The 2,423-nt window shown below is 31.9% G+C and carries 4 protein-coding genes; all 4 read left to right on the top strand.

The annotated features are described in order from the left end of the window. Positions 1-646: ATP-binding protein (locus L6Q46_RS13615; protein WP_291284763.1), on the top strand; the 646-nt coding region annotated here is incomplete at its 5' end. Positions 647-649: 3 nt separating this feature from the next. Continuing rightward, positions 650-1,297 (top strand): response regulator transcription factor, encoded by a 648-nt coding sequence (locus L6Q46_RS13610; protein ID WP_194093161.1) that lies wholly within the window; start codon positions 650-652, stop codon positions 1,295-1,297. Between the two features lie 99 nt (positions 1,298-1,396). After that, on the top strand, positions 1,397-2,101 hold the full coding sequence (locus L6Q46_RS13605; protein WP_291284762.1) for a hypothetical protein: 705 nt from the start codon (positions 1,397-1,399) through the stop codon (positions 2,099-2,101). Positions 2,102-2,113: 12 nt separating this feature from the next. Further along, a partial coding sequence (locus L6Q46_RS13600) for a hypothetical protein (RefSeq protein ID WP_291284761.1) occupies positions 2,114-2,423 on the top strand: 310 nt, incomplete at its 3' end.

Raw genomic sequence — 2,423 nt, 5'->3', positions numbered from 1 at the left:
ACAATCGGCTATTGCCCAAATTGAAAATCAAAATAAATTACATGAACAACGTTTGGCGATTTCAAGAGATTTGCATGATAACATTGGAGCGCAATTGACATTTATTATTTCTTCGGTTGAGAATTTAAAATTCGGATTTCCAACGATGGAAACGTCTATTAAAAATCATTTGACCAAGATTAGCGATTTTACAAAAACTACAATTGTAGAACTTCGCGACACCATTTGGGCCATGAATGCTAACGAATTTACGTTTGATGATTTAAGTTCTAGAATTTATAATTTCATCGAAAAAGCGCAATCGGTAAAAGAAAATACAGCGTTTAAATTTTCGATTGATGAAAGTTTGAAAAACAGCAAATTTTCTTCTTTAGAAGGTGTTAACTTGTATAGAACGATTCAAGAAGCAGTAAATAATGCTATTAAATATGCTGATGCAAACGAAGTTTCAGTTCAAGTGAAACCAAATGTAAACGGAATTACAATTGAAATTTCAGACAACGGAAAAGGCTTTGACTTGGATACAATCGATTTAGGAAACGGAATTGTAAACATGCAAAAACGTATCGAAGAAATTGGTGGTGTTTTCAAAATTCAATCCGAACTTAACAAAGGAACTCAAATTACAATTTCACTAAACAAATAATCCATGATTCGAATTGCTATAGTTGACGATAATACTTTCCTACAAAAAACCATTCAAGATAAATTGAGTTTCTTTGCTGATGTTGAGGTGCGAATGAAAGCCATTCACGGTCAAGATATCATCGAAAAATTAGAAAAAAATCACAACCTCGATTTAATCCTAATGGATATCGAAATGCCAAAAATGAATGGAATAGAAGCAACGGCAATCATCAAATCAAAGTTTCCGCAAATCAAAATCATTATGCTAACGGTTTTTGATAATGATGAAAATATTTTCAAAGCCATAAAAGCAGGAGCCGATGGTTATTTTTTAAAAGAAGTCAATCCACAAGAATTGTATAACGGAATTCAAGAAACTTTATCTGGTGGCGCAGGAATGACACCTTCAATTGCGTTAAAAACACTCAAGTTATTACGCGAACCTTTAGTTTTTGATGATTCCATTACCAAAGAAGAAATCAGTTTAACTTCAAGAGAAATAGAAGTTTTGGAGCAATTAAGCAAAGGATTAAAATACAACGCCATTGCCGAAAACTTGTTTCTTTCACCAGGGACGATTCGCAAACACGTGGAGAATATTTACACTAAACTTCAAGTGCATAATAAATTAGAAGCCATTCAAAAAGCAAAAAATAATAAGTTGATCTAATCAATATACGAATTTCTACGTATTTCTTTACGTATTGCTACTGCATAATTTTACTTCATAATTAAGAACAAAAAATGTGTAACTAATTCTGAAGAAATTATGAAAAAACTACCCTTATTTTCAATACTTGTTTTGGCTTTTGCTTTTCAAAATGCAACAGCTCAATTAGACAAATTAGCCGTAAAATTCAATACGGGAATGTCGTTCTCAAAACCTGGAGACGATTTAGGTGAAGTCGCCGACAAAGGAAAAGCAATGCAATTATTTGCCAGTTTAGAAGCTTCGTATCATGTAAATTATACCAAAAACACCAAATTCGGAATTAAAGGAGCGGCTGTTCTTGGTCAAGATTGGGCTAACTTTTTAGCTGCTGACAGAAGTACCGAATTAAAAGTTGGGGTTACAAGTGCCAAGTTAAGAGTTTATCCACTTTCTTATAATGGTCATATCGATGATGGTTTAGAACAATTGCTTCCTGGCGATTTGCCATTGATGGTTCAAATTCCGGTTTATATTGGTATTTACTCGGTTTTTAATAGTTTACACTTTGATTATGGTGTTGGAGCTGGTAAAATTCTAGAAACGGCTTACGTGGATGAAGTTAATTTTCAAGATGAAACGGTAAAACGTACTATGAAATACTTTGGTTGGGGATTTCAGCCACAAATTTTTCAATCCGATTCAGAAAAATGGTCGTGTAATGCAGTTTTCGATTTTGGAAAATATTCTTGGAAAAATGCTAATGGAGGAACTTCTTCATTTAAAAGTAATCATGTAGGTTTTGGTGTTCAATATAACTTCTAAAAGAATATAAAAATGAAAAAATTAATCACAATAGTAGCACTTCTAGTAATCCATTTTACGAATGCGCAAATCGCAAAATATAAAGCTTCAGATTTTAATTTATCTACAGATGTAACTAAATACGAAGAGAAAGAGTTTTATTATGATTTCGAATTAAATAAATATAAGTTATCTAACACAAGAACGATTTATTTAGAAAAAGGTTTGGTAACAAAAATCGAAAATATGTCTAATTATTTCATGTATATGGAAGGAACGAATACGTTTAATTATAAAAACGGATTACTGCAATCGATTCATATTAAAACTCAATTAGGCGAAT

The sequence above is a fragment of the Flavobacterium sp. genome (genome assembly GCF_023151265.1).
Lineage (GTDB): Bacteria > Bacteroidota > Bacteroidia > Flavobacteriales > Flavobacteriaceae > Flavobacterium.
The sequence above is the reverse complement of the archived record's forward strand: the minus strand, read 5'-3'. Positions and strand labels throughout refer to the sequence as shown.

Coding starts and splice junctions, on each gene's coding strand:
- L6Q46_RS13610 (WP_194093161.1), top strand. CDS start 650: ATGATTCGAATTGCTATAGTTGACGATAATACTTTCCTACAAAAAACC.
- L6Q46_RS13605 (WP_291284762.1), top strand. CDS start 1,397: ATGAAAAAACTACCCTTATTTTCAATACTTGTTTTGGCTTTTGCTTTT.